Origin of the sequence: Bradyrhizobium sp. AZCC 2289 (genome assembly GCF_036924615.1) — a bacterium.
In the GTDB taxonomy this organism is placed as follows: Bacteria; Pseudomonadota; Alphaproteobacteria; order Rhizobiales; family Xanthobacteraceae; genus Bradyrhizobium.
This window is the reverse complement of record NZ_JAZHRY010000001.1, coordinates 523,499-548,084: the sequence shown is the minus strand read 5'-3', so window position 1 is coordinate 548,084 and position 24,586 is coordinate 523,499. Positions and strand designations below refer to the sequence as shown.

The following is a 24,586-nucleotide window of genomic DNA, read 5'->3' as shown; positions in this document are numbered from 1 at the left end:
GGATTAGTTCAGGCGGCGATAGCGGCGAGCGCTTCTCACTCCGCTGCAACCGCCGCCACCGGCCGGAAATTGGCAAAATCCCAGCCGCGACCGGGGGCGGCATCGAGCAGCGCGCGGGTGTAGGCCTGCTGCGGATGGGTCAGGACTTGCGCGGCCGGTCCCTGTTCCACGATGCGGCCGTGCTGCATCACGGCAACATCGTCGCAGATCTGCGCCGCGACGCGCAGGTCATGGGTGATGAACAACAGCGCGATGCCGAGCCGGATCTGGATTTCATCGAGCAGTTCGAGCACCTGCGCCTGCACGGAGACGTCGAGCGCGGAGACCGCTTCATCCGCCACCAGTACATGCGGGTCGAGCGCGAGTGCGCGCGCAATCGCAATGCGCTGGCGCTGGCCGCCGGAGAACTGGTGCGGGTAGCGCGAAACCGCGTCGGGCGGGAGATCGACCAGTTCGAGCAGCTCACGGGCTTTCGCCAGCGCGTCCGCGCGGGGCATGCCGTAATTGATCGGGCCTTCGGCGATGGTCTCGCCGATCGTGACGCGCGGATTGAGCGAGCGGTAGGGATCCTGAAAGATGATCTGGATGCGCTTGCGGTGCGGCTGCAACAGCCGGCGCGACAGGTCGGAGATTTCCCGTCCCGCAAGCCGCACGCCGCCGGAAGTCGGGTCGATCAGGCGGACGATGCAGCGCGCCACCGTCGATTTGCCGGAACCGCTTTCGCCGACGATGCCGAGCGTGCGGCCCTTGCGCAAGGTGAGCGTCACGTCCTTGGCGGCGGCGACCTCGCGCGCCTTGCCGAAGAAGGAGCGCTCGCGATAGACCTTGCCGAGCTCGTTGGCTTCCAGCACCACCGGTTCGGTGGTCTCCTCGCGCGGCGCGCGCGGCACCAGGCTCGGCACCGCCGACAACAGATTGCGGGTATATTCCATCGTGGGCGCCCGCAGGATGGCGTCGAGCGCGCCGGTTTCGACGAGCCGGCCGTGGCGCATCACCGCGACCCGATCGGCGATCTCCGCGACCACCCCCATGTCGTGGGTGATGAACAGCACCGCGGTGCCGTGTTCGCGTTGCAGGTCGCGGATCAGGGTCAGGATCTGCTTTTGCGTCGTGACGTCGAGCGCGGTGGTCGGCTCGTCCGCGATCAACAGTTTCGGCTCCAGCACCAGTGCCATCGCGATCATGATGCGCTGGCGCTGGCCGCCGGAAAGCCGATGCGGGTAGGAGGCAAAGATGCGCTCGACCTCGGGCAGCCGCACCTGTTCCATCATCGCCAGGATCTTCTGGCGCCGTGCCCGCGCGTCGAGATCGGTATGGACGCGCAACACCTCGTCGATCTGGAGGCCGACCGGAACGACCGGGTTGAGCGCGGTCATCGGCTCCTGAAAGATCATCGCCATGGTCGTGGCGCGCAGTTGCCGCAAGCGCCGGTCGCTGGCGCCAAGCAGCTGTTCGCCGACCAGCTTGACGCTGCCGCCGGAGGGGGCCAGCGCACCCTTCTGCAACAGCCCCATCACCGTCAGCGAGGTCACGGACTTGCCCGAGCCGCTTTCGCCGACCAGGCACAGCGTTTCGCCCTCGCTCACCCTGAGCGAGAGGCCGTCGATGATGCGGCTGCCGCCGGGTTTCTTGCCGAGGCCAACGACGAGATTGTCGATGTCGAGAACGATGTTGGTCATTCAGATCTCTCCGCCGTCATTGCGAGCCAATGGGTCGGCGCAAAGCGCCGCCCGATGAAAGGCTCCGCGAAGCAATCCATAGCGCCGCAGAACGGACAGATGGATTGCTTCGTCGCTGCGCTCCTCGCAATGACGGAGTAAATATTCACTTGCCGCTCTCCCGCTGTTTCATGCGGGGATCGAGCGCGTCGCGCGCGGCGTCGCCGATCAGATTGACGCTGAGGATCGCGATCGACAGCAGCAGGCCCGGCCAGAAAATCAGCGAAGGCTTGATCTGAAAATAGGCGCGTCCCTCGGCCATGATGTTGCCCCAGGTCGGCGTCTCTGGATTAATGCCGGCGCCGAGGAACGACAGGATCGCCTCGGTAAGAATGGCCGACGCGGCTACATAGGTGCCTTGCACGATCAATGGTGCGATCGTGTTCGGCATCAGATGCCGCCACATGATTTTTGGCAGGCTGGAGCCGACCGAGATCGCGGCCTCCACATAAGGCTCCTCGCGCGCCGACAGCACCACCGAGCGCACCAGCCGCGCGACGCGCGGGATTTCGGGAATGGTGATGGCGACCAGCACCGTCATCAGGCTCGCGCCTGACAGCGACACCACGGCAATGGCAAGCAGGATGCTCGGCATCGCCATCAACCCGTCCATCACGCGCATCATCACGGCATCGATCCATTTGAAGAAGCCGGAGACGAGGCCGATCACAAGCCCGATGCCGATCGAGAACACGGCGGCGCCAAGGCCGATCAGCAGCGAAATCCGCCCGCCATAGAGAATTCGCGACAACACGTCGCGGCCATAGCCGTCGGTGCCGAGCAGGAACTGGGCACTGGACGGCTTCAGCCGCAGCGAAGGTGCCAGCAACTGAGGATCGTGCGGCGACAGCCACGGCGCCAGAACCGACGCTGCGATGACGAGCGCCAAACAGATCGTCGCGACCGCGATGATCGGCGTCGCCGTCAGAAATCCGAGCTTTGGCCGGAACGGCGTCGTAATCGGAATCGACGGTTCGGGGAGGGTTTCGATCGCCATCAGTATCTAAAGCCTCAGTAGCGGATTCTGGGATCAAGCAGGGTGTAGGCGAGGTCGATCAGAAGATTGACGGCGACATAGATGCCCGACGTCAGCAGGATCATCGCTTGGATGACCGGATAGTCGCGCGCCAACACGGCATCGACGGTGAGGCGGCCGATGCCCGGCAGGTTGAATACGCTCTCGGTGACGACGACGCCCGAGATCAACAGCGCGAAGCCTGTCCCGATCACGGTGATCACGGGCACGGCGGCATTGCGCAGCGCGTGGCGCAGCAGCACGCCGGTCTCGTTGATGCCCTTGGCGCGGGCGGTGCGGACGTAATCCTCGCCGAGCACGTCGAGCATCGAGGCGCGTGTCATGCGCGCGATCAGCGCGACATAGATAAAGGACAGCGTACAGGTTGGCAGGATGATGCGCTCGAAGAACGGACCGAAGCCTGCCGAGATACTCTTGAAGCCCTGCACCGGAACCCAGTGCAGGTCGATCGCAAATATCTGGATCAGCACATAGCCGATCACGAACACCGGGACGGAAAAGCCGATCACCGACAATCCCATCACGAAACGGTCGATCCAGGTGCCGTGTTTCCACGCCGCGATGACGCCGAGCGGGACGGCAACCAGGATCGAAAGGATGATGGTCGACAGCGCGATCGAGATCGACGGTTCGACGCGCTGGCTGATCATCTTCAGCACCGGCACGTTCGAGATCAGGGATACGCCGAGATCGCCATGCAGCAGCTTGCCGATCCAGGTGAAGAACTGGGTGTACAACGGCTCATTGAGGCCGAGCGAGGTGCGGATGCGCTCGAGCTGTTCGGGGGTCGCATTGTCGCCGGCCAGGATCGCGGCGGGATCGCCGGGCGTCAGCCGCAGCAGGAGAAACACAAACAGCGCGACCACGCCCATCACGGGGACGGCGGCGAGGATGCGGCGAAGCAGATATCCGAGCATTCTTATCCGTTAGATTGTGGGCGATTTGGGCAGCGTCGCTCTTGGACCCGGGTTCCGCCGCCAGCATAGCATTTCAGCAAGTCCCGTGCCATCGGGGCCCAGGATGGGCACATACCCGTCATGCCCGGGCTTCGTCCCGGGCATCCACGTCCTTATCACCGCAAGCAAGACGTGGATGGCCGGGCATAGGCGAGCGGAAGCGACGCCGTCCTTCGGACGGCTACGGCCCGGCCATGACGGATAGTTTGAGTCCTATCCATCCAGCGTCGCCAGCAGCCCGGCCATCAGCCGGCCGCGCTCGGCCAGGCTATCGACCTCGATATGCTCGTTGAGCGTATGCGCATCGGCCCCGCGGACGCCGAGCCCGTCGAGCGTGGGTATCCCCATCGCGCCGGTGAAATTGCCGTCGGAGCCGCCGCCGGCGCTGCCATGGGGAAGATCAAAGCCCATGTCCCTGGCCAGCCCGCGCGCCTTTTCATACAGCGCCAGGGTGCCGGCATCCGGCTCCCATACCGGCCGGGTGACGCCGCGCGTCACCTTGAACGTCACGTCATTGGCGCTGCCGGACAGCGCCAGCATGCGCTCGACGCCGCGGTCGAGATCGGCCTGCCGCTTGGCCATGCTCAGCGCTTCGCCGGTGCAGGTGGTGGCGACACAATTGACCCATTGGCCGCCATGCACGATGCCGACCGAGAAGGTGCAGTCCTCGGTCGTCATGCCGTCGATGGCGATGATTTGCCGCGCCATTTCGCGGATCGCCGAGCGGCCCGAGGAAAGCGTGGCGCCGGCATGGCTCGGCTTGCCGACGGCTTCGAGATTAAAGCGCGCGATCGCGTAACGCCCGGTGACGACGCCGTTGTTGGGCCGCCCCGGTTCGGGCACCAGCACATATTTGTTGCGCGCCGCCTCCGCCTCGATGATGTCGCGGGTGGAGGGCGTGCCGACTTCTTCGTCGGGGGTGAACAGCACGGTGATCGGCAGCGGCGTCGTGAAGGCGGCACGGGCCAATTGCCGGATCGCCTCCAGGGTGAGGTAATTGCCGCCCTTCATGTCGAAGATGCCGGGGCCGAAACATTTGCCGCCTTCGCGCCGCCATTTCAGCTTCTCGATGGTGCCGACGGGATGCACGGTATCGAGATGGCCCGCGATCAGGATGCCGGGCTCGCCTTGTTTGGGATGCGGAAAGCGGGCGCGAACGCAGCCGGCAAAACCCTGGCGTCCAGCGATGCGCTCGATGGTCGCACCCATGATCGCCATGTCGCGCGCGGCGAGATCGAGCATGCGCTCGACCGCGGCGGCATCCCAGGTCGGGCTTTCACATTCCACCCAGCCGCGCAGCCCCTGCAGCATGGTCTCGGAATCAAACGGAAGATTGGCGGGATTCATGGATGTCTCTCTTCGTTGCAGCAGGCGACGTCAGCTTTGCGCGGAGTTACGAAAGTCGCCGGCGGCGAATTTGTAAAGTCAAATAGCCGAGCCCGCACCATTCGTTTGTGTACGTCTGATCTCGATGAAAACCGGATTGACGCGCCACACGCTTGATGCAAGTCTCGAATATGCAAGCCTTACAGCATGTTAGTTCGCCTAAATAACGAACCTCATGCATAATCAGTAAGCGGGCTTTGACCAGTTTCACGTCAGGAGAGACACGAATGTTCCAAACCTTTAGTTGGAAACGTACCGCGCTAGCGTCGGTGTTATCCATTGCCGCGCTTTCGGCGGCGCTGACGTCGCAGGCCTTTGCCGCCGGCAGGACCATCACCGCCGTGATGCATTCCGATCTGCGCGTCATCGATCCCTTGTTCACCACCGCCTACATCACGCGCGATCACGGCTACATGGTCTACGACACGCTGCTCGCCACTGACGCCAACTTCAAGATCCAGCCGCAGATGGCGGACTGGAAGGTCAGCGATGACAAGCTCACCTACACGTTCACCTTGCGAGACGGATTGAAGTGGCATGACGGCACGCCGGTGACGGCGGAAGATTGCGCGGCCTCGCTCAAGCGCTGGGGCCGGGTCGATAATATGGGCCAGAAGCTGATGGATTTTACCGCCAGCATCGAGGCCACCGATGCCAAGACCATCACGCTGAAGCTGAAAGAACCCTACGGCCTGGTGCTGGAGTCGATCGGAAAACCGTCATCCTACACCCCTTTCATGATGCCCAAGCGGCTGGCCGAGACGCCTGCCGGCCAGCAGATCAAGGAGCAGATCGGATCCGGTCCCTTCAAGTTCGTGCAGGCTGAATTCCAGCCGGGCGTGAAGGCGGTCTATGAAAAGAACACCGACTATGTGCCGCGCAAGGAACCGGCGAGCTGGACCGCCGGCGGCAAGGTGGTGAAGGTCGACCGTGTCGAATGGATCACGATGGCGGATGCGCAGACCGCGGTGAACGCGCTGCAATCCGGCGATATCGACTTCATGGAGGCTCCCCCTTTCGATCTGCTACCGGTGCTCTCGGCCAGCAAGGACTTGAAGATCGAAACGCTGAACAAGTTCGGCTTTCAGACGCTGGGCCGGATGAATTTCCTCTATCCGCCGTTCGATAACGTCAAGGTTCGCCGCGCTGCGCTCCTGGCGATCAATCAGAAGGATGTGCTGGATGCGCTGGTCGGCAATCCCGACTATTACAAGATCTGCGGTGCGTTCTTCGTCTGCGGCACGCCGCTGGCGACCGAGGAAGGCTCGGAGACGCTGGTGAAGGGCAACGGCATGGCGGCAGCGAAAAAGGCGCTGGCCGAATCCGGCTATGACGGCACGCCGATCGTCATCATGGCGCCCGGCGATGTCGTGACGCTGAAAGCGCAGCCGGTGGTGGCGGCGCAGCAGCTGCGCGACGCCGGCTTCAAGGTGGATCTGCAGGCCACCGACTGGCAGACCGTGGTGACCCGCCGCGCCAGCCAGAAGCCGCCGAAGGAAGGTGGCTGGAACATGTTCTTCACCAACTGGGTTGCTGCCGACGTGTTGAACCCGATCGCCAACTTCTCGATCGGCGGCCGCGGCAAGAATGGCGGCTGGTTCGGCTGGGCGGAGGACGCCAAGATCGAACAGCTGAAGGACGCCTTTGCACGCTCGTCCTCGCCGGACGAACAGAAGAAGATCGCCGCCGACATCCAGAAGGAAGCCTATGAGCAAGTGATCTACATCCCGCTCGGGCAATATCTGGCGCCGAGCGTGTGGCGGAAGTCGCTGACCGGCGTGCTCGATGGTCCGGCGACGCCGATCTTCTGGAACATCGACAAGTCGGAGTGAGGTGAGGACGCACAACGCTCCTGCACCTGATCAGCCGCGATCGTGGCCCACCTCTATGCAAGAATTTCGAACGGCGCCGCCATTGCAAGCGGCGCCGTTTTCGTTTGCTGAACCGAAATCAACGTGTGCTTGACATTGCGTAAGCTATAGCTTACCGTTAGTCATGGCTTACGGAAGCGCGCTCATGGTATTGGCGGACCCGACGCGGCGGGAGGTATTCGAGCGCCTCCGCGCCGGACCGCGTCCGGTGAATGCGATTGCCGCCGGGTTGCCAGTGTCGCGGCCGGCGGTGTCGCAACATCTAAAGGTCCTGAAGGGTGCGGGCCTGGTCGACGAGCGCAGTGAGGGCGTCCGCCGGATCTACTCGCTTCGGCGCGAGGGCCTGGTGGAATTGCGCGAATGGCTGGACAGTTTCTGGAGCAATGCACTCGACGCATTCAAGGCGGAAGTGGAAAAGTCCCACATCGACGCCAAGAGAAAGAAATGACTCAGGTGACCATCATCGCGCCCGTCCGCAAAACCATTCGCGTCAAGGCGCCGATCGAACATGCGTTCGAGGTCTTCACCAGCGGCCTGACGCGCTGGTGGCCGTACGATCACGGCGTCGGCAAGAAGCCGATTCAGAAGGTGTTGATGGAGCCGCAACTCGGCGGCCGCTGGCTGGAAATAGCCGAGGACGGCACCGAGACCAGCGTCGCCACGATCACGCTGTGGGAGCCGCCGCATCGGCTAGTGATGCTGTGGCAGGTCAACGCCCAGTGGAAGCCTGACGCCGCGATGAAATCGGAGGTCGACGTTCGCTTTGCCGCCGACGGGCCGGACGCGACCCATGTCGAGCTGCTTCACCACAAGTTCGAGACGATGGGGGCGGACGCCGGGGCTTCGATGCGCAGGGACGTCGACGGCGGCTGGCCTGGCCTGATGCAGCGATTCGCGCAGCAGGCCGAACTCGGCAAAACCGAGGCTTGAAAGTGAACAGTCCAGAAGAGGAGACAGTCATGTCGGAATTTACAGTACATTCCATACCCGGCAGTCCATTCGGACGCGCGGTGTTGATGACGCTGGAGGAGAAAGGCGCGTCGTATCGCCTCGCGCCGGTGGCGCCGGGCACGTTCCGTTCGCCCGAACATCTGGCGCGGCATCCGTTCGGCCGGGTGCCGGTGCTGGAACATGACGGCTTTCTCCTGTACGAGACCCAGGCCATCCTGCGTTATCTCGACCGCGTGCTGCCGACGCCGTTGCTTACGCCCGCCGATCCCAGGCGCGCCGCGCGGATGGACCAGGCGATGAATGTCAACGACTGGTATCTGTTTCACGGTGTCGGCAATGTCATCATTTTTCATCGAGTGGTAGGCCCGCGCGTGATGGGATTGACACCGGACGAAGCGGCAATCGAAGCCGCGATGCCGAAGGCGCACGCGGTATTTGATGAACTGGCGCGGCTTCTCGCCGGGCAAGACTACTTTGCGGGCGATAGCATATCGCTGGCGGATCTCATGCTCGTTCCGGCGGTGGAATTTTTCACGGGCACGCCGGAATGGTCTGACCTCGGCGCACCGCATGCCAATCTCGTCGCCTGGCTGGCGCGGATGGCGGCACGGCCAAGCATGAAGGCAACCACCTGGGAGCGCGTGGCCGGGATGGCCCGGGCGGCCTGACAAAGCAGGCGGGGATCGTCGTGGGCTGCTCAGCTTTGGATTGATCGTCAGGCCGGATGTTCCGCCACATGCTCCAGCAATAATTCGCAGACCCGATCGGGCGCCTGATCCGCCGCGAAATGCCCAACACCGGGCAGAACCTCGAAGCGATAGGGCGCCGCGATGAAGTCCACCGTGCCTTCGGCGGCGACACGCCCGACGGTATCGTCGGCATCGCCCCAGATGAAGAGCGTGGGAACGCGGATCGGTCCGAGGGGACCGCGGATCGCGCCGCGCGCGCGATACCAGGCCAGTACGGCTTCCATCGCGTCCTTGTTGCCGAGCACGGCGAGGTGCGCCTCGATCGCGGCAGCGGGAACGCCATTGGCCGTCAGGCGCTCGCGCAGCCATTTGGCATCGTCGGCGAGCACGATATCGGCGGCGTCCGGCTCGAGAAACGCCTTGTGATGCCGCGAGCGCTGCGCCTGATCGCCGTCGATCATCTGCAGCGCGCGCGATTGAACGCGTTGGGGTGCGGGCGTGAGAGAATGGTGAGCGACGCCACGCGCCCGTGATGGCGATCGGCCAGCGCCCACGCGATGCTGCCGCCCCAGTCGTGGCCGACGAGATGAAAGCGCGCATCGCCGTAGCCGGCGGCCGCCGTGATCGCCATCGCGTCGTCCATCAGGCGGTCGATATGATAGTTGGCGGTGTCGTTCGAATCCGGCCGCGCGCCCGGCGAATAGCCGCGTTGGCTCGGCGCGATCGCGCGATAGCCCATATCACCGAGGGCGCCAATCTGCGCGCGCCAGCAATGCATCGATTCTGCAAAGCCGTGCAGCAGCAACACCAGCGGTGCGCCAGGCTCGCCGGCGGTGAGGGCGTCGAAGGTCAGGCCGGGAGCGATGGTGATCTGTTCGAGCGACGGCATCGATACATCTTAGATAGGCTCACCCGGCTGGTCCATCGCAGAAATGAGGTCGCTACCTGTTGCAGCGAGATACTCGAACGAGAGCACCGCAAAAAGATCTACGCCCAGAACGCTGGGGACTTCGATCCACGACCATGCGCGAGCTGATGAACTCGCGCATGGTCTACTTCCGCTCCTTGACTTGGCCGCTGCTGTCGACGACGAGAGAAATGTCCTTACCGTCTTTCGTCGCCTTGACGGAGATACCTTCGGCCGTGGATTTGATGTCCCGGACTTGCGAATAGCCCGCGGCTTCAAGTTTGGCTACAAGCTCCTCCTGGGTCAGGGCATGGGCAGGCGAGAAGATGCCAAATATCATCAGACACCAAAGGACCATTTGAAAGATTGCTCGCGTCGACATGATCCGTCCTCCTGGTTAAGCGAACTGCGACATCACGCTCCGGCACCAACTGCCCTTCGAGACAACGGTTCCGCCGTTTGCGAGGCGGCCCTGTCACGTGCTGATTACCTAGTCGCCAACGTTCGCCGCCACGGTGAAAGTAAGTTAGCAAGAGCTGGATCCTCGATCCGTTGCACGAAGGCGTCGCGTGCGACGTAAAATCGTCGATTCCGGGCGGGATGTCAGGCCAATAGGTAGGCTCGCAGTCCCAAAATAGGCCAACCGACGTTCGCGGAGCAGGCCAGCCGCAGCGGACGTATCCGTCTCCTATCAATATTGATTTGGGGACCTCGTGTACGCCATTGCGTCACCCCCAAAGTAAGAGCATTCTGTGAACTAGATCATTTTAGGTTGAGGAAGATCGTGATGTCATTCCGCAAGGCACACGGATAGCTTCTTCGAATTGGTTTCTCTGGGAAGAAGCGTCTCTCTGCATCGCCGTTGCTAATCGGGTCTGATCCAAGCCTTTTGAAAGATGGGTTGAAATTTTTGGATCACGGTCCCGGACCTGAATTCTTTTTCTTGGCTGAGCTCTGGCTAGAGAATTGTATCAGGAGGACGGACCATGCCTACCACTACGGAGAGGACCTCGTTCACCAAAGACGTCCAAGGCCGCTATCTGTGCAACAACCTCACGGAGGTCGATGCGTGGAAGTCCGCAGGCGGGCGTCCGTTCGACTTCATCATCGTGGGCGGGGGAACCTTCGGCTCCGCGATCGCGGAACACCTTTGGTTCCGTCAGAAACAAGCGGGTGGTGGATTGCGCACGCTGGTCGTCGAAGCTGGCCTGTTCACGGTCCCGGAGCACGTACAAAACACCGGGATCCAGGGTTTTACCGATCCGCAAAACCCGTTTTTTCTGAATGAAAACGCGCCGCAACCGGAGAAGCCGCAGAACGAAGTCTGGGGCATTCCCTGGAAGTCGGCTATCCCGTTCAAGGGGCTCGCCTACACGCTCGGAGGTAGATCTCTTTTTTGGGGAGGGTGGTCCCCTCAGCTGTTGAACGAGGAGATGGCGACTTGGCCCGCGACCACGGTCGCCGATTTGAACGGGAGATATTTCGACGAAAGCTCAAGGCAGATCGGTGTCGATGAGGCGAACGATTTCATTTCAGGTGAGCTACAGAACGGCTTGCGACGCCAGCTCTTCGACAATCTTGCCAGCGTCCCAAATGTGTTTTCCCTGAATGCCCTCCCGCCGTCCCCACTTCTCAAGCCGGGCTCCGATCCGGCGCAATTGCTCGGTCTAACCTCGACCGGTGGCCTTTCTCAAGCCGACCTGTTGAATCTTCTGAAGCTCGAGGCACCACTCGCGGTCCAGGCGCGGCCTCCTCACGCGGGTTTTTTCCCGCTGAACAAATTCAGCGTGGTGCCGCTCTTGACGAAGGCCGCCCGAACCGCTGCAAGCGATTCGAACGGCAACGATACCGCCAAGGAATTCATGATTCTGCCGGACACTCATGTGCTGTCGCTACGGACCGTTCCGACTGCCGCCGGCACGTGGCGGGTCACGGGCATCGATACAAGCCAGGGGCCTGTCGACCTTGCACCCGGCGGCACCGTCGTCGTCGCTCTCGGTACCATCGAAAACGCGAGACTGGCTCTGGCCTCGTTTGAAGGGACCGGTCTTCCCACCTTGCCGCTCATCGGCAAGAACTTGATAGCGCATCTTCGCTCGAACCTCGTCATCCGCGTGCCCCGGGCGGCGATATCGGGCCTCTCGGCCGCGGCGAACGACCTACAAACGGCGGCGCTGTTCGTAAAGGGGCGCGCTACGCGGCAAAACGGTGATTTGCTCGGCCGATTCCACCTTCAGATCTCGGCGAGCGGAGGCGGTAACACCGTCGGTGCCGAGGACGAACTCTACCGCAAAGTTCCCGATGTCGACTTCTACGACCAACTGCGCACCTCGACGGATACTCACGTGGCGATCGCGATCCGCGGCCTTGGGGAAATGGAGCCCGCCGATCCCGCGAACGCCGGCGCACATCCAAGTCGTGTCGAGTTGAGTACCCGAACGGACGAATACGGAGTCCGTCGCGCATCCGTCTTGCTCACACAGACCCCACGCGATCAGGAACTCTGGAACGCCATGGATGCGGCCATGCAGAAGGTGGCGGCAATATTCGCCAACGGGCAGCCCATGCAGGTCATCCAAACCAATCGCGACGGATTGGGAACCACGCATCATGAAGCCGGAACGCTCTGGATGGGAACTGATCCGACGCGAAGCGTTACGGATCATCAGGGTCGTTTCCATCATACCGATAATCTGTACGCGGCCGGGCCCGCGCTTTTCCCGAGCATCGGCTCACCCAACCCGATGCTCACCGGCATCGCGCTGTCGCGGCGCACCGGTGACTTCATCATGGCCCCGCCGGCCTTCACGGCAGACGCGGGTTTCGAAAGCTTGTTCGACGGCATCTCGCTCGGCGACTGGACGATGTCGACGATCAGCAACCAACCTGGGCGAGACGACCCCGGCTCCTTTTGGGTTCGACGGGGGGTGTTGGAGGGACGGGTCGGGACGGATCTCGGCCTTCTCTGGCTTACGCGACCGACGCCCGCCAGCTATGTATTGCGGCTGCAGTGGATGATGACGGCACCCGACGACAATTCGGGAGCATTTATCGGCTTCCCGGACCCGAGGCACGAAGGCTACGACAACACCGCCTACGTCGGCGTCAACTTCGGCTTCGAGATACAGATCGACCAGTTGGCCCGTCCAGACAATGCGCCGATCCACAGAACCGGTGCCATCTACTCCTTCAAGGGCCCGACTGACGGTCCGCTGATCGTGTATCCGGTAGGAGAATGGAATGACTATGAGATCACCGTCGATGGCGCTGACGTCAGGGTTGCTCTGAACGGACAGACGGTAAATCTTTTCCATTTCACGGGCGATCCGCAGTCTCCGCGTCGCGGACTTCCGTCAAGTCCCCAGGACCCTCGATTCATCGGACTACAGACGCATACCGGCCGTGTTCTCTTCCGCAACATTCAATGGAAAGGCATCGTGACCTCATGAACCTGATGCCGCTCGGATTGCTGGGCGCCGTCGAGACGAACGGCACCGTTACATTCGGGCTCTGGCTTCCGTGGATCTCGGCTACCGATGGCAATGCCTTGACTGTGAAGATCATTCATGAGGCCGATCAGTTTCTCCAGGGGCTGCCGGCTCGGGAGTTTCGGCTCACGGCTTCAGGAAAGAGCGCTTCAACAGCGATGTCTTTGACCACTGGCCCAATCCGCAGGTCGCCGGTAATGGCGGCGGTGTTGTTGCGGAGGGCAGGGCGCTGCACGGATTTGCGACGTCGGCGCCGATCGTGATACCGGCGAACGGGGCCGTGGTGTTGTCAAAGGTCAGAGCGCTGCGCCCGGCCGGGCCAGCACCCGATCGGAAGCAAAATCGAGCTCCGCCGCGTGGGCGGCCGGCAACTGCGCTACGGAAAGGCGACCATCGAGGCGAAATCGCCGGAAGCTGTTCCGGGCGACATCGATGCTGAATACAGCGCGACCAGGAAAATGATCGACAAGATCAGGTAGCCCAGAACGATCGATGCGTCACGATTCCGGATTTTTTCGATTGCAAAATGATTGTGCTCTGCAATTGCCATCGTCTCATCTCCAACAGGCAGATCTTGGGATTTGACGGCCGCAAAAACGCCGTCGTGGTTTCAGGCGGGCACAGATTATGTCTCAGCACCGTCGCAGATTGTGAACTCGGCTACATTCGCGAAAATGTGAGGCAACCCCGCAAGCGGGCAGCAACGGTCGGCGCCGGCGTCGTTACACCGCGCTTCGCTGCGCGCCGCGGCGCCGACCGGCGGAGGTTGTTACCTGCGGGAGCCGCTAACGGCGCGCCGCCAGCCAGCCGGCCAAGGGCGCGCCAAATGCCAGGCACCATATGAATTGCGCAACGAGTGGAGCGATGGTGGCGACAACCGTACCCAGCACGAATACGAACACGGGAAAGATCGCGGTTGCCAGCAATTCGGGATGGCCGCGGCCTCGGAGGGCGAGAAGCCACAGCAGCGCGTTCAGGGCAGCGATGACCGTCAGATGGCCGCCGTAAATCACGGCGACGACGCCGTCGAGCCGATAGGCTCCGTAAAGGCCATTCGTGACGGGAAGGATGATGATCGACACCAGAAAGATCAGGTTGAGGAAGACTTCGCCCCGGCTGCCTTCGGGCGCCACCGCGAGCCGCCGGTGATGGCTGAACCAGAACAGGCCCGCGACGATGAAGCTTATCATCAGCGCGATGAGAGGTTGCGCGTAGGCACGGACCAGGTCGATCCAGGCGGGCGCTTTGGTGAACACACTCGCCTTCGGCAGATCATAGGCCAGCAGCGTCATCGCTACGCCGAAGATGGTGTTGCTCAACGCCTCCAGCCGGCGCATTTCAAAAAGACCGATCTGCTGCAAGCTCGCTCCTTCGCTTCGCGCCATCCGTCTTCGCTGCGCCCAAGCTGCGCCGGAAGAGCGCCTCGGTCTGGCGTGGCTGCGCCACGCGTAGCCGGTGAGGGCGATGTGGCTTGCCAGCCGTAGCTCGCAGACACAAGCCCGCCTCCGCCAACAGGCTTCGGCGCGGCAGCCTTGTTCGCACGTGAGCGAAGGCTGGTGCGGGCGGTGGGACTCGAACCCACACGACGTTGCCATCGAGGGATTTTAAGTCCCTTGCGTCTACCAGTTCCGCCACGTCCGCGCCGTTGTTTCATAACGGTTTTTCGCCATCAGGCAACCGATGTTTTCCGAGAGTCGGAACCGGTTTTCCAAAATCGTGCAAAACAGGTTCACGCCTTGTCCTTTATCCGTGTGAAGGCGCGGATGACGTTGTTCTCGGCGTCGACGTGCCGGGTGTAGTGCGCGCTGTGTGTACCGAAAACTTAAACACGGGCGTAGCGGTGATGAAGTCCGCCAAGGACGGCGCGTGAACTGATCACACCGGTTCGCTGAACCGGGCGAGACACTGGTGCATCCTTGTTCAAGGATCGATGAGTTCTGAAGCGGTTGTACAACACGACGACGGAACGCCCACGGGATCGCGGAGTACGAGCTTCTTTATCCGTGGCATCCTTGGGCCGGCTGCCTGGTCCATATTCATGAGGTGGTTGAGAAGGCTGGCAGAGAGGTTTTCCGTTGCAGCCTCTCTGGTCGGGCATCTGCGCGATGGCTGGAGATTCCGGCCTGGATGTTCGATCGGGCGGCTCGCGCGACCTGGCGTGTTGGCGCCACTCCCTATGTTGAGCTTGCGGTGCTCACCGCCTTGGCAACGCTGCTGCAGGATGTGACGTCGGTTTCTGGCGCACCATCGCAATTGCGGGATTCAAGCGCAGCATTGGGCTCTCACGACGCGAATCGGGGAGATGTCCATGCGCCCGCCTACCGCTCACCGCCATCCTCACAGCAATGCACGTCAGTTCGATCTGTTCTGCGATCCGCCCACCGCCGCGGCGCAGACGCCGCAATGGCAGGCGTTGCCCGCCGAGACGCGCCATACGCTGACGAAGCTGATGGTCCGCCTGATCTTCGGCCACGCCGACGGCGACCTCGCTCGGGGACGGGAGGAGATGGGTCATGATGTCTGAGAAGATCAGGCCGCATCATCTGGAGCGAAAGGCGATCCTGTATGTACGGCAGTCCTCCGCCCATCAGGTTCTCCACAATCGCGAGAGCAGCGCCTTGCAATATGCGATGCGCGATCGTCTGACGGCGCTGGGCTGGTCTCGCATCGAAACGGTCGATGACGATCTCGGGCGCTCGGCGGCAGGCGGCGTCGCGCGCGCCGGCTTTGATCGAATGGTGGCCGAGGTCTGCCTGGGCAAGGTCGGTGCGGTCGCGGCGCGGGAAGTCTCGCGTTTCGCCCGCAACAGCCGTGACTGGCAGCAGCTGATCGAGATGTGCCGCGTCGTCGATACCGTGCTGATCGATCAGGAGACGGTCTATGCGCCGCGTCAGGGCAACGACCGGCTGTTGCTGGGATTGAAGGGCAGCCTCAACGAGTACGAGCTCGATCTTCTGCGCCAGCGTTCGCTGTCGGCCCGCTATGAGAAGGCCCGGCGCGGCGAACTCATCGTCGCTGCCCCGGTCGGCTTCGTGAAGGTCGGCGACAGGCTCGAGAAGGATCCCGATCGCCGTGTCCAGGAGGCCATCATCCTCGTCTTCGACAAGGTGGCCGAACTCGGCAGTGTCCGGCAAGCCCTGCTCTGGTTCATCGAGCATGGGCTGGACTTGCCCGCCAAGCGCCATAATGGTGACGTGGTCTGGCGCAGGCCGCACTATACCACCATCCACCGGATGATCGAGAACCCGATCTACGGCGGCGCCTACGCCTATGGTAAGAGTCGTGTCGCGACAGGATATGATGCAGCCGCAGGCGTGATCCGACCCAGGAGCCGTCGTAAGGCGCGAGCCGAATGGCTGGCGCTGATCCCAGGCGTCCATGAGGGTTACGTCAGCTGGGAGCGGTCGGAGGCGATCCGCAAGATGGTGAGCGACAACTTGCCCACAGGCCGACATCACGGAGCGCCGAAGCACGGCGACGCTTTGCTCGCCGGCCTTGTCCGCTGCCGGCGTTGCGGACGCAAGCTGATGGTCCGCTACACAGGCACCAAGCATAACATTCCGCGCTATTCCTGTTGGCGGGGTTCGCTCGACAATGGCGAGCCACGCTGCATCGCATTCGGAGGATTGCGTGTCGACGACGCCGTCGAGGAAGCTCTTCTGCGGGTTGTCGAACCGGCAGCGATAGCTGCGGCCGTCGAGGCCGAAGCCCAAGCGGCCAGCCGCCGCGATCAGGTTCGTGATGCGCTGGCGCGCGACCTCGAGGCGGCGCGCTACCGCGCCGATCGGGCATTCCGACAGTATGACGCCATCGATCCGCAGAACCGGCTGATCGCGGCGGAACTGGAGTTGCGATGGAACAGCGCGCTCACACGTGTAGGCGAGATCGAGACCAGGATTGCCGCGCATGATGCCTCGACATCGGAACCATCACGCTCGCCAGGACACGTCGCCGCGCTGGCCGCTGATCTCAAGGCTGTCTGGTCGGCGCCGCCGACCGACGCGAGGCTCAAGAAGCGAATCGTGCGCACCGTCATCCACGAGGTGGTCGCCGATATCGATGACGAAGCGTCAGAGATCGTTCTCCTGATCCATTGGATGGGCGGCGTTCATACCGAACTGCGCCTGCCGAGGCGTCGCCGCGGACAGCGCAACAGCATCTCCGCCGACATGCTCGCCGCCATCCGCCAGCTGGTTCTCATCGCCAATGATGATCTGATTGCCGGCATCCTCAACCGGAACGGCCTGGTGACCGGCCACGGCAATCGCTGGACACGGGAGCGGGTCACCGCGCTCAGGTCGCATCATAAGATCCCGGTCTTTCGACCGGTGCCGGATGGGAACGAGCCATGGCTCAATCTGAACAAGGCGGCGGGTTTGCTCGGAATTGCACCGAAGACGCTCAGGCTCGCCGCCGAAGCGGGCGAAATCGAAGCGGGGCATCCCCTGCCGGATGGTCCGTGGCTCTTCCGCCGATCAACCCTCGGCGAACCGGCCGCTCAGCGCATCGTTCATCGCGCGAGGCAGAACCCCAATCACCCCACGGGATCGCATCCAGATCGGCAAAACCTCTTCTCTTCAATCGCGTAGACGGATGGGTGTTATGAAACAGGATTGTAATAGTCCGCATAAGATTTCAGGATCCGGCGCAGATGTGTCTCGCCTAGGACAATGATGTGGTCCAAACACTCGCGCTGGATCGATCCGATCAGCCGTTCGGCAAAGCCGTTCTGCCACGGCGAGGCTGGTGCGGTAGGCTTGTCCCGGATGCCCATGGCGCGCAATCGGCGCGTGACGACGCTGCCATAGATCCGGTCCCGATCGCGGATGAGGTAGCTCGGAGCCTCATCCCAAGGAAACGCCTCCGTTATCTGACGTGCAACCCATTCTGCCGTCGGATTTGCTGTGACGTTGATCCAGACGAGGTCTCTGCGGCCGAGCCGGACAATGACGAAGGCATAGAGCAGGTCGAAACCGATGGTTGGAACGACGAACAGGTCGATGGCGGCAATGTCCGGCGCGTGGTTCCGCAAGAAGGTTCGCCATTCCTGGCTGGGTGGCCCCCGTCGTTTGACCATGTACTTGGCGACGCTCGACTGTGCGATCTCAAACCCGAGCTTGAGCAGTTCGCCGTGGATGCGTGGCGCGCCCCAAAGCGGATTTTCCATGCTCATCCGCCGGATCAATCCGCGCAACTCCGTGTCGATCCGCGGTCGCCCTCCCTGTGGACGCGACTTCCAACGCCAGTAGCAGCGAAAGCCGGCCCGATGCCAACGCACGAGCGTATCGGGTCGGATGATCGTGAGGACCTGCAGGATCGACGGAACCCAGCGGTAGAGCTGGATAAAGAACCAGCAATCATTGTTCGTAAGCCGGACGCGACCATGGAGCCTACGCGTCAAGACCATTAACTGATGTCGAAGTACCGCGTTCTCAGCTTCAAGCCGTAACTTCGACTTGAACGGCGAGGCCAGCACGGTCAGAGCGAAACAGAACAGCCCGATCATTCCACCAGCTTAGGCGATTCCAATACGTCATCAACTCGGATAAGGTTCTCGGTACACAGGTTTGGCTTCGTATGCCCAAATCACCCGCAACCAACCTGCTATCATCGCACGTTGGAGAAGTGACGACGAAAACAGGGCACCTCTTCGGAAATATGGCTGGTGCTTAAGCTCGCGCCGTAGGTCTTTCGTTCGCCGACAGGCTTTGTGCGGACCGTACGTCAGTGAAGGGTCAAACGTGACGAAGGACGCTCGGCCGAGCCCCAGGCGCGAAAGACCGTTTCTGCTATCTCGCTGACGGAGATATCGAGCGTCCGGGTCCCGTCGCGCTTGGCAGGGTAGAAATCGCGCACCGGAGTGCTGATCACGAACGGCAGAACCGCCAGTCCAAGATAGCGTCCCGACGAAAGGATGGTCGTCGGGTCGGCGCGTAGTGCACCAGGTGTCGCCAAACCCCACTCTGACGTCCTCTGCCATCCGAGGAGTCTTATTTCCCAATCGGAATCGTTCAATTTGAAATCAGGTTCCGAGATCGTCTCTATCGCTCCCGAGAACGCGGCCTCGATCAAGGGCAGGTGTTCGAGATATCGGCGCTTCAACGCGTCCCTGAGCGAACGGAGTTCGGCAAGGACGGTTCTGGCTGCATCCGCGTCCTCCAGGGCTATCGCGGAAAGTCCGTATAAGGCGTCGAACACTCTGACCGGGTGCGTCGCGTGGGAGACCACCCGCAGATACTTTTCCACGACGTCAATTCCGAACGCTATCGCCGAACGGGCGGCGCAGGCCGCCAGCCACAGCGTCCGTTCGCGCAGCAGAGGGAACGTGGGCGTCCACGAGACCCACTGTATGCGCTTCGCCATATCCGACAGCCAAGGGTTGGCCTCCGGCGCCGACGACAGAAGTATCGTGTTGCCCATGGCGTGCATCGCCATCCAATATTGGGCAAATCTGGCCTCGTTCATTTTGGACCCGAGTATGTCGTACCTGATCGTGTCCACTAGGCTACTCATCCTAGTCGCACATCGATAGGCGAGATGCTCAAGCACGGGAGACCATTCGATCAAACGGCCGAACTGCTGCCGCGACGGCAAACCCCATCCGTGGACCAAGGGCTCCATCAGCTTCCACGCCCTTCTGAGGGCCCTCGTTTCCGCCGATGCCGCGTAAACCGCATCGCCGAGCGCCGGTTCGCGCGTCACCGCTTGCCCAAGGTCGATCGAAGGCAACCCTTCAGGCTTTTGGCGGCGCACGGCAACCGATCCCTTAGGATCGATCTCGATCCATGCACTTGTCTGCATGTGGCGCACGAAGATCGGTTGACTTTCCGATGCACCGGCGAGCGCTCTCAAACGGCTCCGAAGGGATCGGTTCAGTCCGATTCCGATCGAGAAGGCGATCGACGATTCCATTGCCGCATAATCGGAGGAAATCGAAGATGCCAGCGATTGTGCATCCGAGTTCGACTGTATGTTCAACCCGAGCCTCCCGCGTTATCAATCTCGATCTCGTCATTGAACTATGGAAATCTCTAGGTCATGCTCCCCGGCATGAAGCAGAGAATTTGAGGGTGCCCGTCCAACCAGGTAGGCCAAACCATTGTCCGCCCCGCACGATTTGGCTCTGTTACAACGGCATCCTCGGGGACGTTTACCCATTCGCCATCGATCTGAACGCGATAGTGACCGTCATGTGATTCCCAATCGAGGTCCGAGAGCGCCCGACCATCGGCGTCCGAACAGCATCGGCCCTTTTTGCTGGCCAGTTGTTCAAACCATTCGTGAAGTGGCGAATTGGTATATTTGCCGTCGCGATCACGGGCGTGCGCTGACTGAAAGGCCAGCAAGATGGCCGCAAAGACGGCTAACGATCTGATCCACACAACCATCGATTACCTTTCGCGCTGCTGTAGAGAAAGGCGCCGCCTACATCACCTTCATTCGGCTCGGATCGCGAAAATGGAAATTCGGGATCCTTAGGAGGCGCGGAAGCGAAGTCGAAGCGGTGTCCCAGGATTCCGATAAGCTGGTGCACGATGAAGACGCCTATCCGAAGACCGTCGCGCCGCGCTGCTGCAGTTATTGCTGGCTCCAGTCGATTCACTCGTGGCCTACAGAGCCGATCAGCAAATTGCGCTTGAGCGCAGACACTTCCTGTTCAAGTTGCAAGACCCGATCATAGAGAATCTCCATGGGAGACGTCTCAACCGCCGCGATCGTTCGGTAAAGTTGGCTCAGGGTCATTCGCCATCCTGTGCCGATGGCCGATGGCGTCTCCACTGTTCGCATGTTCGCTCCCGTAAGCTGAGTAGAAACGGCGTCCTGGCGCGGACAGACGAACGCGATTCGCACGAGAACTGTCCGTAGCGTACCCACCGTATTTGGCGATTGCATCGATTAGATGATGATCAACATCTATATCTCAAGCAAGAACGGACGGACAAGCGAAACCAATCCCCTCACACACGAAAGTGGATAGGCGCCCCCAAAGCTGATGAGGAGGGATCGAATAAGATGTCGATTGACATAATTAGTGGGTTCCAGCCAATTGCAATTGTATTATATTATGACTATCATCTATGTAGATGGAGGCAACACCGATTGTTGGCCTCCACTGCGAAAGCGTTTTCGGGTCCAGGCTCTGGTAATTAGAGGGGCCGTTGCGTCCCGCAACACAAGGACGAGATGAGATCATGCGCATCGAACAATTCATCGAGAACGAAGTAAGGTCGAACGGCGTCGTGCTCTTCATGAAAGGAACGCCGCAATTTCCACAGTGCGGATTTTCGAGTCGACTGGTCCAGATTCTCGAATATGTCGGGGTCGCTTACAAGGCGCTCAATGTTTACGACTCGGCCGAACTGCGGGATGGCATCAAGATCTACTCCAACTGGCCCACGATCCCGCAACTCTACGTCAAGGGCGAATTCGTCGGCGGATGCGACATCGTGCGCGAAATGTTCCAGGCCGGTGAGCTTCAGCAGCTTTTTATCAAAAAAGGACTTTCCGTCCTTCAGCCTGCGGACTGATAGTCCAATTTTATTGAGGACTGCCGTCAACGGCATCACCAGTGGTGATGTCGTTCATTAGCGACCCCGATGCCGCCCGTTTTGCGAGAATCCGGGCAGATGCGGTGACAAGGAAGTTCGCCAATCCTAGTTGGCGCTGCCACGTCAGACACGTTAGCGCACAGATCGAGACTGGATAGAAGATGCGCCGAATAGTTGTGACGGGGATGGGAGCGGTGTCGCCGCTGGGCTGCGGGGTGGAGACCAATTGGTCGCGCCTGCTCGCGGGGCGGTCCGGCATTCGCACGCTGCCCGAGGCGATAACGGCCGACCTGAGTGCAAAGGTCGGCGGCCAGGTCCCCGACGTCGCGGTGGATCCCGAAGGCGGCTTCGATCCGGATCGTGTCGGCCCGCGCAAGGACCAACGCAAAATGGATCGCTTCATCTTATTTGCGCTCCTGGCGGCGGATGAAGCGATCGCGCAAGCCAATTGGAAGCCGGAGGACGTGCGATCGCGCCAGCGCACCGCAACTGTGATCGCGTCGGGTATCGGCGGATTTCCGGCGATCGCAGACGCCGTCCGCACGACCGACATCAAAGGCATTCGTCGGCTCTCCCCCTTCACAGTGCCGTCGTTTCTCGTCAACCTTGCCGCCGGTCATATTTCCATCCGCTACGGATTCGAGGGCGCGATCGGCGCGCCGGTGACCGCTTGCGCCGCGAGCGTACAGGCGATCGGCGACGCCGCGCGTCTAATCCGTGCGGGTGAGGCCGACATCGCGATCTGCGGCGGCGCAGAAGCCTGCATTGATCGGGTCAGCCTTGGTGGCTTCGCGGCAGCGCGCGCACTTTCGTCGGGCTTCAACGACATGCCGGAGCGCGCGTCGCGGCCGTTCGACCGCGACCGCGACGGATTCGTAATGGGCGAAGGCGCCGGCGTCGTAGTGATCGAGGCGCTCGATCACGCGCAGGCGCGGGGTGCGGGGCCGATCGCAGAAGTGATCGGCTACGGCACCACATCAGACGCGTTTCACATGACCGCCGGGCGCGAAGACGGGGATGGCGCTAAGCGGGCGATGCAAATGGCCTTGCAGCAGGCGGGAATTTCCGCGCGCGACATCCAGCATCTCAACGCGCACGCGACTTCGACCCCCGTCGGCGATCACGGCGAGCTGGAAGCGATCAAGACCATCTTCGGCACCAATGGCGGCGTCGCCGTCAGCTCAACCAAGTCCGCCACCGGCCATCTGCTTGGCGCCGCCGGCGGCCTGGAGGCAATCTTCGCGATCCTCGCGCTACGCGATCAGATTGCGCCGGAAACGCTCAACCTCGACAATCCCGATCCCTCCTCGGAGGGCATCGATCTAGTCCGCGGCAGCGCCCGCGCGATGAAAATCGATCACGTGCTTTCAAACGGATTCGGCTTCGGCGGCGTCAACGCGAGCGTGGTGTTGCGGAAGATGTAAGAACGTCAATTCTTTGGAAAACGGAGTAGGGGATACATATGCCTCAGCGGTATGAGCGCGGTCACTCGCGCTGCCGGCCGCATGGAACGTGCTCGTGGATCGAGGGCTGGGCTTCCTCTTCGGCCAAGGCATTTCCCCATTTTACGAGGGCCAGCAGGACGGGATAGAGCTGGCGGCCTTTTTCGGTCAGGAGATATTCGTGAACTCGCGCCGACTTCCGCGAAGACACTTTCTTCAGCACCCCAAGGCGGACCATTTTCTTCAGCCTCGCGGCGAGCAGCGGTTTCGACAAGCCCAGCGAAGACTGGATTTCTCCATATCTGCGAAGCCGGAGGAAACACTGATTCAGTATCAGGAGGGTCCAACGGTCCCCGATCACCGACAATGCTTTGCACAGTGACGAGGATTGCCCGGCCAAGGCGTTCCACTTCATCGGCCCTCTCCCCGCGTCGTTGCCTCTCGTTGGAACCGGTCGGCGGCAGCTCTGACTAACCGCTGCCGGGCTTCGGCAGCTTCGGTTCTTGATCTTTTCATCTTGCGGCCCCCGAGCGGGGCAAGTCCGGGAAGAACAGCCACATCGCTCTTGACTTGTTAGATAATAGTCTGTTTTAGATGTCGATTGTACTCCAAATATCGAACACGTCCAGCGAGGATGACGCGGCCAAACCGCGCTCGGCGATAATTAGTGGATCCGACTAAAATGCGTGGGCAGGATGCGTTCAGGCGTCCTGCAGGAGACTATTCATGAGAAGGTCGAGAGAGGAAACGGCGGAGACGCGACGGAACATCGTGAAGGCCGCCGGAATTCGTTTCCGTCAGAACGGGATCTGCGAAACGGGCTTGGCCGATCTGATGGAAAGTGCCGGCCTGACGCACGGCGGGTTCTACCGGCACTTCGACTCGAAGGACCAACTCGTCTCCGAAGCTTCGGCGGGCGCGTTCGCGGCCAAAATCGGCGAGATGCAAGCTTCCGCCTCCACGGCCAGGGGCCACAAAGCGCTTGAAGCAATCGTCAATGACTATCTTTCGCCTGGGCACAGGAAGGATCGGGCTCACGGATGCCCTCTAGCCGCGCTCGGGAGCGAACTCGCGAGGTCGGACAAGTCGACACGGTCCGCGGCCACCAAGGGGATCCTCAAGATGATCGCCGAAGTCGCCGAACGGATGAAGGATCCGGGCACGGAGCGGGCGAAGAAATCCGCCAGTGTGTTCCTGGCGACGATGCTTGGCGCGCTGACGATCTCCAGAATTGTTGCTGATCCGAAGGTCTCGAACGAGATTTTGGCCGCCGCACGGGCCAAGTTGTCGTCTTGGGAGTGACGGTTTTTCGGCGCATGCCCCATCACCTGGCCCGACGTGCCGGTCTCCCCGTCTGACGGGCATACGCCGGCGACTCGGCACAAGGGCCCGATCTCGACGCTTCGAGGATCTCCGACAAGAAGGTGTCGTCGTGGACGGCGCGCATAAGACCGCACCGACAACTTCGGTCGTCAACGAGTGCAGAAAGCCGAATCCCTATCGCAAATTTGTAGTTCAGCGGGGCGTCGCTGGAGGGGGCGCCAAACCAGTAGTTAACGAGCTTGGAGCCATTTCCTTCACGCTACGCGGCCG

Annotated in this window: 25 protein-coding genes and 1 tRNA gene; 11 read left to right on the top strand and 15 right to left on the bottom strand. The window is 61.6% G+C overall.

Annotation, left to right across the window (positions count from 1 at the left end):
• Positions 1 to 35: 35 nt before the first annotated feature.
• The 4 genes from V1289_RS02885 to V1289_RS02870 form a co-directional block, all read right to left on the bottom strand.
• Positions 36 to 1,679 (bottom strand): ABC transporter ATP-binding protein, encoded by a 1,644-nt coding sequence (locus V1289_RS02885; RefSeq protein ID WP_334395545.1) that lies wholly within the window; start codon positions 1,677 to 1,679, stop codon positions 36 to 38.
• A gap of 145 nt (positions 1,680 to 1,824) precedes the next feature.
• The gene (locus V1289_RS02880) at positions 1,825 to 2,715 is read right to left on the bottom strand and encodes an ABC transporter permease (protein ID WP_309177907.1); all 891 of its coding nucleotides are present in this window, start codon (positions 2,713 to 2,715) and stop codon (positions 1,825 to 1,827) included.
• 14 nt (positions 2,716 to 2,729) lie between these two features.
• Entirely contained in the window at positions 2,730 to 3,671 is a 942-nt protein-coding gene (locus tag V1289_RS02875) for an ABC transporter permease (protein WP_074275140.1), read from the bottom strand.
• A 252-nt stretch (positions 3,672 to 3,923) separates the two neighbouring features.
• Positions 3,924 to 5,057, bottom strand: a complete 1,134-nt coding sequence (locus tag V1289_RS02870) for a M20/M25/M40 family metallo-hydrolase (RefSeq protein WP_334395544.1) — start codon at positions 5,055 to 5,057, stop codon at positions 3,924 to 3,926.
• A 266-nt stretch (positions 5,058 to 5,323) separates the two neighbouring features.
• On the opposite strand from V1289_RS02870, the gene V1289_RS02865 reads away from it, so the two are divergent.
• The 4 genes from V1289_RS02865 (at position 5,324) to V1289_RS02850 (ending at position 8,586) form a co-directional block, all read left to right on the top strand.
• Positions 5,324 to 6,928, top strand: coding sequence for an ABC transporter substrate-binding protein (locus V1289_RS02865; protein ID WP_334395543.1), 1,605 nt, complete (start codon positions 5,324 to 5,326; stop codon positions 6,926 to 6,928).
• A 163-nt stretch (positions 6,929 to 7,091) separates the two neighbouring features.
• Positions 7,092 to 7,415, top strand: coding sequence for an ArsR/SmtB family transcription factor (locus tag V1289_RS02860; protein ID WP_309177904.1), 324 nt, complete (start codon positions 7,092 to 7,094; stop codon positions 7,413 to 7,415).
• Positions 7,412 to 7,897, top strand: coding sequence for an SRPBCC family protein (locus V1289_RS02855; RefSeq protein ID WP_334395542.1), 486 nt, complete (start codon positions 7,412 to 7,414; stop codon positions 7,895 to 7,897). Before V1289_RS02860 ends, V1289_RS02855 begins: the two co-directional genes overlap by 4 nt.
• Positions 7,898 to 7,926: 29 nt before the next feature.
• Positions 7,927 to 8,586 (top strand): glutathione S-transferase family protein, encoded by a 660-nt coding sequence (locus tag V1289_RS02850; RefSeq protein ID WP_334395541.1) that lies wholly within the window; start codon positions 7,927 to 7,929, stop codon positions 8,584 to 8,586.
• A gap of 47 nt (positions 8,587 to 8,633) precedes the next feature.
• On the opposite strand, the gene V1289_RS02845 is transcribed toward V1289_RS02850, so the two are convergent.
• From V1289_RS02845 to V1289_RS02835, 3 genes are all read right to left on the bottom strand, one after another.
• Positions 8,634 to 9,068 (bottom strand): alpha/beta fold hydrolase, encoded by a 435-nt coding sequence (locus tag V1289_RS02845; RefSeq protein WP_334395540.1) that lies wholly within the window; start codon positions 9,066 to 9,068, stop codon positions 8,634 to 8,636.
• Positions 9,065 to 9,496, bottom strand: coding sequence for an alpha/beta fold hydrolase (locus V1289_RS02840; protein WP_334395539.1), 432 nt, complete (start codon positions 9,494 to 9,496; stop codon positions 9,065 to 9,067). Before V1289_RS02840 ends, V1289_RS02845 begins: the two co-directional genes overlap by 4 nt.
• A gap of 163 nt (positions 9,497 to 9,659) precedes the next feature.
• Positions 9,660 to 9,896 carry a PepSY domain-containing protein gene (locus V1289_RS02835; RefSeq protein ID WP_334395538.1) on the bottom strand — a complete coding sequence of 79 codons (237 nt, stop codon included), beginning with the start codon at positions 9,894 to 9,896 and terminating at the stop codon, positions 9,660 to 9,662.
• Positions 9,897 to 10,695: 799 nt separating this feature from the next.
• On the opposite strand from V1289_RS02835, the gene V1289_RS02830 reads away from it, so the two are divergent.
• Positions 10,696 to 12,963, top strand: coding sequence for a family 16 glycoside hydrolase (locus V1289_RS02830; RefSeq protein ID WP_334395537.1), 2,268 nt, complete (start codon positions 10,696 to 10,698; stop codon positions 12,961 to 12,963).
• Positions 12,960 to 13,265 (top strand): hypothetical protein, encoded by a 306-nt coding sequence (locus tag V1289_RS02825; protein WP_334395536.1) that lies wholly within the window; start codon positions 12,960 to 12,962, stop codon positions 13,263 to 13,265. The genes V1289_RS02830 and V1289_RS02825 overlap by 4 nt, the downstream gene beginning before the upstream one ends.
• A 113-nt stretch (positions 13,266 to 13,378) precedes the next feature.
• Here V1289_RS02825 and V1289_RS02820 read toward each other — a convergent pair whose 3' ends face one another.
• The 3 genes from V1289_RS02820 to V1289_RS02810 all read right to left on the bottom strand — a co-directional run bounded on the left by V1289_RS02820 (position 13,379) and on the right by V1289_RS02810 (position 14,643).
• Positions 13,379 to 13,552 (bottom strand): hypothetical protein, encoded by a 174-nt coding sequence (locus tag V1289_RS02820; RefSeq protein WP_334395535.1) that lies wholly within the window; start codon positions 13,550 to 13,552, stop codon positions 13,379 to 13,381.
• Positions 13,553 to 13,787: 235 nt separating this feature from the next.
• Positions 13,788 to 14,339, bottom strand: a complete 552-nt coding sequence (locus V1289_RS02815) for a TMEM175 family protein (RefSeq protein ID WP_334407241.1) — start codon at positions 14,337 to 14,339, stop codon at positions 13,788 to 13,790.
• Positions 14,340 to 14,556: 217 nt separating this feature from the next.
• A tRNA-Leu gene (locus tag V1289_RS02810) sits at positions 14,557 to 14,643 on the bottom strand.
• Positions 14,644 to 15,310: 667 nt separating this feature from the next.
• Between V1289_RS02810 and V1289_RS02805 the strand changes: the two genes are divergently transcribed.
• A complete protein-coding gene (locus V1289_RS02805; RefSeq protein WP_334395534.1) occupies positions 15,311 to 15,526 on the top strand; it encodes a hypothetical protein in 216 nt (71 codons plus the stop codon).
• Positions 15,516 to 17,591: a recombinase family protein gene (locus tag V1289_RS02800; protein WP_334395533.1), complete on the top strand. Its 2,076-nt coding sequence runs from the start codon at positions 15,516 to 15,518 to the stop codon at positions 17,589 to 17,591. The genes V1289_RS02805 and V1289_RS02800 overlap by 11 nt, the downstream gene beginning before the upstream one ends.
• An 11-nt stretch (positions 17,592 to 17,602) precedes the next feature.
• Here the strand turns inward: V1289_RS02800 and V1289_RS02795 are convergent, their stop codons facing one another.
• The 4 genes from V1289_RS02795 to V1289_RS02780 form a co-directional block, all read right to left on the bottom strand.
• Complete coding sequence (locus V1289_RS02795) at positions 17,603 to 18,169, bottom strand: integrase core domain-containing protein (protein ID WP_334395532.1); 567 nt, start codon at positions 18,167 to 18,169, stop codon at positions 17,603 to 17,605.
• Positions 18,170 to 18,726: 557 nt separating this feature from the next.
• The gene (locus V1289_RS02790) at positions 18,727 to 19,467 is read right to left on the bottom strand and encodes a hypothetical protein (RefSeq protein WP_334395531.1); all 741 of its coding nucleotides are present in this window, start codon (positions 19,465 to 19,467) and stop codon (positions 18,727 to 18,729) included.
• Between the two features lie 566 nt (positions 19,468 to 20,033).
• Complete coding sequence (locus V1289_RS02785) at positions 20,034 to 20,390, bottom strand: hypothetical protein (RefSeq protein ID WP_334395530.1); 357 nt, start codon at positions 20,388 to 20,390, stop codon at positions 20,034 to 20,036.
• Positions 20,391 to 20,601: 211 nt separating this feature from the next.
• Positions 20,602 to 20,745, bottom strand: coding sequence for a hypothetical protein (locus V1289_RS02780; RefSeq protein ID WP_334395529.1), 144 nt, complete (start codon positions 20,743 to 20,745; stop codon positions 20,602 to 20,604).
• Positions 20,746 to 21,194: 449 nt separating this feature from the next.
• Here V1289_RS02780 and grxD point away from each other — a divergent pair, with 449 nt between their 5' ends.
• Together grxD and fabF are read left to right on the top strand one after the other, a co-directional pair.
• Complete coding sequence (grxD, locus tag V1289_RS02775; protein WP_334395528.1) at positions 21,195 to 21,530, top strand: Grx4 family monothiol glutaredoxin; 336 nt, start codon at positions 21,195 to 21,197, stop codon at positions 21,528 to 21,530.
• Between the two features lie 182 nt (positions 21,531 to 21,712).
• The gene (gene fabF, locus V1289_RS02770) at positions 21,713 to 22,975 is read left to right on the top strand and encodes a beta-ketoacyl-ACP synthase II (RefSeq protein ID WP_334395527.1); all 1,263 of its coding nucleotides are present in this window, start codon (positions 21,713 to 21,715) and stop codon (positions 22,973 to 22,975) included.
• A gap of 61 nt (positions 22,976 to 23,036) precedes the next feature.
• On the opposite strand, the gene V1289_RS02765 is transcribed toward fabF, so the two are convergent.
• A complete protein-coding gene (locus tag V1289_RS02765; protein WP_334395526.1) occupies positions 23,037 to 23,408 on the bottom strand; it encodes a winged helix-turn-helix transcriptional regulator in 372 nt (123 codons plus the stop codon).
• Positions 23,409 to 23,764: 356 nt separating this feature from the next.
• Between V1289_RS02765 and V1289_RS02760 the strand changes: the two genes are divergently transcribed.
• Positions 23,765 to 24,295: a TetR/AcrR family transcriptional regulator gene (locus tag V1289_RS02760; RefSeq protein ID WP_334395525.1), complete on the top strand. Its 531-nt coding sequence runs from the start codon at positions 23,765 to 23,767 to the stop codon at positions 24,293 to 24,295.
• Positions 24,296 to 24,586 lie beyond the last annotated feature (291 nt).

What these genes read in the sequence shown, in the direction of transcription:
- V1289_RS02885 (WP_334395545.1), bottom strand. Translation starts at nt 1,679, where the DNA reads ATGACCAACATCGTTCTCGACATCGACAATCTCGTCGTTGGCCTCGGC.
- V1289_RS02880 (WP_309177907.1), bottom strand. Translation starts at nt 2,715, where the DNA reads ATGGCGATCGAAACCCTCCCCGAACCGTCGATTCCGATTACGACGCCG.
- V1289_RS02875 (WP_074275140.1), bottom strand. Translation starts at nt 3,671, where the DNA reads ATGCTCGGATATCTGCTTCGCCGCATCCTCGCCGCCGTCCCCGTGATG.
- V1289_RS02870 (WP_334395544.1), bottom strand. Translation starts at nt 5,057, where the DNA reads ATGAATCCCGCCAATCTTCCGTTTGATTCCGAGACCATGCTGCAGGGG.
- V1289_RS02865 (WP_334395543.1), top strand. Translation starts at nt 5,324, where the DNA reads ATGTTCCAAACCTTTAGTTGGAAACGTACCGCGCTAGCGTCGGTGTTA.
- V1289_RS02860 (WP_309177904.1), top strand. Translation starts at nt 7,092, where the DNA reads ATGGCTTACGGAAGCGCGCTCATGGTATTGGCGGACCCGACGCGGCGG.
- V1289_RS02855 (WP_334395542.1), top strand. Translation starts at nt 7,412, where the DNA reads ATGACTCAGGTGACCATCATCGCGCCCGTCCGCAAAACCATTCGCGTC.
- V1289_RS02850 (WP_334395541.1), top strand. Translation starts at nt 7,927, where the DNA reads ATGTCGGAATTTACAGTACATTCCATACCCGGCAGTCCATTCGGACGC.
- V1289_RS02845 (WP_334395540.1), bottom strand. Translation starts at nt 9,068, where the DNA reads ATGATCGACGGCGATCAGGCGCAGCGCTCGCGGCATCACAAGGCGTTT.
- V1289_RS02840 (WP_334395539.1), bottom strand. Translation starts at nt 9,496, where the DNA reads ATGCCGTCGCTCGAACAGATCACCATCGCTCCCGGCCTGACCTTCGAC.
- V1289_RS02835 (WP_334395538.1), bottom strand. Translation starts at nt 9,896, where the DNA reads ATGTCGACGCGAGCAATCTTTCAAATGGTCCTTTGGTGTCTGATGATA.
- V1289_RS02825 (WP_334395536.1), top strand. Translation starts at nt 12,960, where the DNA reads ATGAACCTGATGCCGCTCGGATTGCTGGGCGCCGTCGAGACGAACGGC.
- V1289_RS02820 (WP_334395535.1), bottom strand. Translation starts at nt 13,552, where the DNA reads ATGGCAATTGCAGAGCACAATCATTTTGCAATCGAAAAAATCCGGAAT.
- V1289_RS02815 (WP_334407241.1), bottom strand. Translation starts at nt 14,339, where the DNA reads ATGCGCCGGCTGGAGGCGTTGAGCAACACCATCTTCGGCGTAGCGATG.
- V1289_RS02805 (WP_334395534.1), top strand. Translation starts at nt 15,311, where the DNA reads ATGCGCCCGCCTACCGCTCACCGCCATCCTCACAGCAATGCACGTCAG.
- V1289_RS02800 (WP_334395533.1), top strand. Translation starts at nt 15,516, where the DNA reads ATGATGTCTGAGAAGATCAGGCCGCATCATCTGGAGCGAAAGGCGATC.
- V1289_RS02795 (WP_334395532.1), bottom strand. Translation starts at nt 18,169, where the DNA reads ATGGAAAATCCGCTTTGGGGCGCGCCACGCATCCACGGCGAACTGCTC.
- V1289_RS02790 (WP_334395531.1), bottom strand. Translation starts at nt 19,467, where the DNA reads ATGAACGAGGCCAGATTTGCCCAATATTGGATGGCGATGCACGCCATG.
- V1289_RS02785 (WP_334395530.1), bottom strand. Translation starts at nt 20,390, where the DNA reads ATGGTTGTGTGGATCAGATCGTTAGCCGTCTTTGCGGCCATCTTGCTG.
- V1289_RS02780 (WP_334395529.1), bottom strand. Translation starts at nt 20,745, where the DNA reads ATGACCCTGAGCCAACTTTACCGAACGATCGCGGCGGTTGAGACGTCT.
- grxD (WP_334395528.1), top strand. Translation starts at nt 21,195, where the DNA reads ATGCGCATCGAACAATTCATCGAGAACGAAGTAAGGTCGAACGGCGTC.
- fabF (WP_334395527.1), top strand. Translation starts at nt 21,713, where the DNA reads ATGCGCCGAATAGTTGTGACGGGGATGGGAGCGGTGTCGCCGCTGGGC.
- V1289_RS02765 (WP_334395526.1), bottom strand. Translation starts at nt 23,408, where the DNA reads ATGAAGTGGAACGCCTTGGCCGGGCAATCCTCGTCACTGTGCAAAGCA.